The sequence below is a fragment of the Nocardioides aequoreus genome (assembly GCF_000720335.1).
Taxonomy (GTDB): Bacteria; Actinomycetota; Actinomycetes; order Propionibacteriales; family Nocardioidaceae; genus Marmoricola; species Marmoricola aequoreus.
Map to the genome: position 1 here is coordinate 1 of NZ_JOJN01000026.1, position 2,796 is coordinate 2,796.

Below are 2,796 nucleotides of genomic sequence, written 5' to 3' on the forward strand. Positions count from 1 at the left end.
TCACTTCAGATTCTCGCCGGTGACGAACCGACGCTACCTGCACAAACGCAGATCGGAGCCTCTGATGCCGCCGATCGAACCTGAGTGCCTAGAGACAGCCCAATGACCACTCAAGTTCGAGGTCGAGCAGCACGCGAGGCCAAGCTCGAAGCCCTCCAGGAGCAACTATCTGAGTCCGTGGCCGCGCTCGTGACCGGTGAGGACTGGAAGCGCGCCCTTACCTTCGCGGCACAGTTCCGAGGCCGCAGCTTCGGAAACTCCATGCTGATCGCAGCTCAGCACCTCGCGGCGTACAACGAGGGCAGGGTGCCCGACCCCATCCCGACGTACGTCGCCGGCTTCCACCAGTGGCTCTCACTCGGACGCAGCGTCGCGAAAGGGCAGCACGGCTACGGCATCCTCGCTCCGGTCACCGGCCGGTTCGCCTCGTTCACGCCCGACGACCCGAACTCCTGGCGGCGTCTGGCCCGCAACGAGAAGCCGATGTCCGGCGAGTACGCCCGCACCAGGATGATCGGAGTCAAGCCGACCTACGTCTGGGACATCTCCCAAACCACCGGCGACCCGGTGCCAGAACTCCCCCGCCCGACCCTGCTCCAAGGCCAGGCACCGCCCGGGCTCTGGGACGGACTCGCCGACCAGATCACGGCTGCCGGCTTCGAGCTCCGCCTCGTCTCATCGGCCGCGGCGATCGGCGGCGCCAACGGCCTAACCGACTTCCTCTCCCGCGAGGTCTCCGTCCGCATGGACATGGACGAAGCAGCCCAAGTCAAGACGCTCGCCCACGAACTCGGACATGTCCTTCTCCATGCGCCACCTGAGAACGCTTTGTCGACCGAGAGCGCCGCCGACGCGACCCTGCACCGTGGGATCGCCGAGGTCGAGGCCGAATCCGTCGCGCTCATGGTCGGTGCCGCACACGGACTCGACACCTCCTCCTACACCGTGCCGTACGTGTCGACCTGGGCGGCGAGTGTCCTTGGCAAGAACCCGGTCGAGGTCGTCCAGTCGACCGCGGAGCGCGTCCGCGCGACCGCACTCGGCATCCTCGACAGGGTCGACAGCCAGCAGGTCGGCGACGGCAACCCGCCTGGACTCGACCGCGAAGCCCTCAGTCATCGCACCGGGACGGCTCCGGTCGTCACCAATGCCCGGCGCGACGGATCGGTGCTGGGGCTATGAAGATTCCCGTCGTTCTGAGCGTCGTTCACGTCGCCATCGATGCCGCCGGCGTGATGGCAGTCGACGTCGACGGTGTCCCGCGCGAATCACAGGGCAGAACACGCGGTGACCTTCGGTCTGTCATCGACGAGATCACCTCCGAGCTCGGCGCACCAGTGCGCGTCGAGGTGCGCGAGGCCGATGGCTCGACGTACGTCGACGTCGCGACTCCCACAGAATCCTCGGGAACAGCGGCAGAGGAGCCGACGCCTGCCCTGTCGACGCCGGCGCTCGCTGGCGCCGGGTTCCAGCCAGGCGAGGAGGTGGCGCTGGCGTACGTCGTCGTACGCCAGCACGCCGATGCCGAAGGCAACGCCTCACTCAACCTCCCACCCGCGCTACTCGCCGCAACCCGCGGCGGACTTGTGCTCTTCGGGATGACCTCACGGACAGTCGCCCCGTTCGAGGCACCGGCATGAACCCGGCTGCACGCGGTGCGAACGACGAGCTGGTGAACCTGGCGTTCATCGGGCTGATGGCAGCGTTCGCAATGGCGCTCGTGCTCCGCGGTGCTGCAACGGCCGCCGCGATCGCAACGGGCGCGACAACGCCGGAAGGCGAGATCGCGAGCGGACTGCGTGTCCTCACCGATCCGGGCCGACCGGCGCAAGCTTTCGAGGCACCCGGGTTGTCAGCGACCGCGTACTGGAGCGTGGTGGCCCTTTTCCTCGGCGTCCTCGCGACATTCGCCTGGTGCATCTGGAGACTCATCGCACGCCTCCAGCACCGGACAGCTCGAGATCCCCAGCGCATCAGAGGAACCGCAACCGCGCGAGACATCGACACGACCGCATCGAAGAAGGCCCTCGTACGACGCGCCGCCACCCTCCGCCCCTCGCTGCGGCACCCGAGGGCAGCCGACGTCGGCTACCTGATCGGGCGCAGCTGTGGCCGCGAGATCTGGGCATCGGTCGAGGACTCGATCCTCGTCATCGGTCCGCCACGTTCCGGCAAGGGACTGCACCTCGTCATCAATGCCATCCTCGACGCGCCCGGCGCCGTCATCACCACCTCCACGCGGCCGGACAACATCGCCGCCACGCTCGCCGCACGGAAGGACCGCGGGCCGGTTGCGGTCTTCGACCCGCAACACCTCACTGCGGGGTTGACCGCAGTGGACGACTGCGGCGTTCGATGGTCGCCGATCCGCGGCTGCGAGCACCCGCTCACCGCCATGATCCGCGCGGCGGGCCTCGCATCATCGACCGGGCTCTCATCCGGCGGCACAGAGTCAGGCGGCTTCTGGGAAGGCAAGGCCCGCTCCGCGATCCAGGCACTGCTCCATGCAGCTGCGCTCGAGCACCTCCCGACCCGAGCCCTCTTCGAGTGGTCACTATCCGCTTCAGCAGCAGCGGACGCCGTCGGCATCCTCGCCAGCCACCCCCGCGCCGCCGCCGGCTGGTCGGACTCCCTCGGCGGGATGATCGAGTCCGACCCACGAACCCGCGACTCCATCTGGATGGCCGTCGCTCAAGCTGAACCGCCCCGGCATGTCCGGAGAGCTGATTCGTTGGAAGGATCACTCTCATGGCACGTCCCTCGAGGTACCCGACCGAGCTGCGTGAGCGCGCGGTG

The 2,796-nt window shown here is 68.0% G+C and carries 3 protein-coding genes; all 3 read left to right on the forward strand.

The genetic code is table 11. The features are described 5' to 3' along the window. Positions 1–177 precede the first annotated feature (177 nt). A complete protein-coding gene (locus tag IG63_RS0120140; protein ID WP_051707368.1) occupies positions 178–1,182 on the forward strand; it encodes an ArdC-like ssDNA-binding domain-containing protein in 1,005 nt (334 codons plus the stop codon). Next, a complete protein-coding gene (locus IG63_RS21915) occupies positions 1,179–1,640 on the forward strand; it encodes a hypothetical protein (RefSeq protein WP_051707369.1) in 462 nt (153 codons plus the stop codon). The genes IG63_RS0120140 and IG63_RS21915 overlap by 4 nt, the downstream gene beginning before the upstream one ends. Further along, positions 1,637–2,796: type IV secretory system conjugative DNA transfer family protein (locus tag IG63_RS0120150; RefSeq protein WP_169741842.1), on the forward strand; the 1,160-nt coding region annotated here is incomplete at its 3' end. The genes IG63_RS21915 and IG63_RS0120150, both read left to right, overlap by 4 nt.

What these genes read in the sequence shown, in the direction of transcription:
- IG63_RS21915 (WP_051707369.1), top strand. Translation starts at nt 1,179, where the DNA reads ATGAAGATTCCCGTCGTTCTGAGCGTCGTTCACGTCGCCATCGATGCC.